Source organism: Streptomyces sp. NPDC006265, from assembly GCF_040613555.1.
Lineage (GTDB): Bacteria > Actinomycetota > Actinomycetes > Streptomycetales > Streptomycetaceae > Streptomyces.
Genome location: NZ_JBEXSH010001470.1, coordinates 1 through 1220, shown reverse-complemented (window position 1 = coordinate 1220; position 1220 = coordinate 1). Strand labels below are relative to the sequence as shown.

2 pseudogenes are annotated in these 1220 nt (G+C 71.5%); both read left to right on the top strand.

Features of this window, described 5'->3' with window-relative positions:
• Window positions 1-222 (top strand): annotated as a pseudogene (locus tag ABZ281_RS49885) (hypothetical protein); the annotation flags it as partial.
• Window positions 219-1124 (top strand): annotated as a pseudogene (locus ABZ281_RS49880) (proton-conducting transporter membrane subunit); the annotation flags it as partial. The pseudogenes ABZ281_RS49885 and ABZ281_RS49880, both read left to right, overlap by 4 nt.
• Window positions 1125-1220 lie beyond the last annotated feature (96 nt).

Sequence of the window (1220 nt, the reverse complement as noted above, 5' to 3'; positions counted from 1 at the left end):
GTCCAGCAGGTCCGCCAGGATGACACCGCTGCCCCGCCGAGGGGACATCGCCACCCCCTCGACCGCTACATCGCCCCGGCCGCCGCCGACGCGCAGGTGCTGGTTGTCCTGGCGGTCACGGTCATGGCGGTGGAGATGGCCATCGGCTTCGCCGTCGTCACCGCGCTGTTCCGATCCCGCGAGGTCGACATGACCGACATGGCGGCGGAGTTGAAGGAGTGAGCGCGCTGCTGTGGGCGCTCGTCGCGCTGCCGCTGACCGTCGGGGCGCTGCTCGTGGTCGTCGGCCGCCCGGCGGACCGGTACGCCCCCGCTGTCGCCGTCGGCACGACGATTGCCGCCCTCGGCCTCGCCGTCACGGGGGCGTTCGAGCACCCTCGGGTCGAGGCGCCGCTGCTCGAAGGGCTTCCCGCCGGGCTCGCTGTCGACGGGCTGTCGGGCCTCATGGTCGTGACCGTCACGGCGGTGACCGCGGCCGTCCTCCTGTTCAGCGTCTCGGACATCGGGCCGGGCGAGGCGCGTGCCCGCTTCTTCGGGCTGATGCTGCTGTTCAGCGGCGCGATGCTGACGACGGTCACCGCGACCACACTGACGGTTCTGTTGATGGCGTGGGAGGTGATGGGCGCCACCTCCTGGGCCCTGATCGGCTACTGGTGGCGCGACCCCGAGCGCTCCGGCGCCGCCAATACGGCCTTCCTCACCACCCGTGCCGCTGACCTCGGCCTCTATCTTGCCGCCGGGGCGGCTCTGGCGAGCGGGCAGGTCGGCTCCCTCGCACTTGAGGAGCTGCCGGACGTGACCGGAGCGTGGTCGGCGGTCATCACTGCCGGCGTCATCGCGGCCGCGTTCGGCAAGTCGGCCCAACTGCCGTTCAGCTTCTGGCTGTCTCGGGCCATGCAGGGCCCGAGTCCGGTCTCCGCGCTGCTGCACTCGGCGACCATGGTGGTGGCGGGCGCGTATCTGCTTTTGCGGCTGGAGCCGCTGCTCGCACAGTCCGGCTGGGGCGGGCCCATGGTGGCGTGGACGGGTGCGGTGACGGCGGTGGCGCTCGGCCTGGTCGCCGTCGCGCAGACCGACCTCAAACAGCTGCTCGCCGCCTCGACCTGCGCACAGATCGGCTCCATGGCTTCAGGTCACCGTGCCTGAGTGTTCGCCCGTTGGCAACAGTCCCGCTGGGACGCGTACGCTCGCGGCGTGGTTGATACGACGCCTCTGACCCGT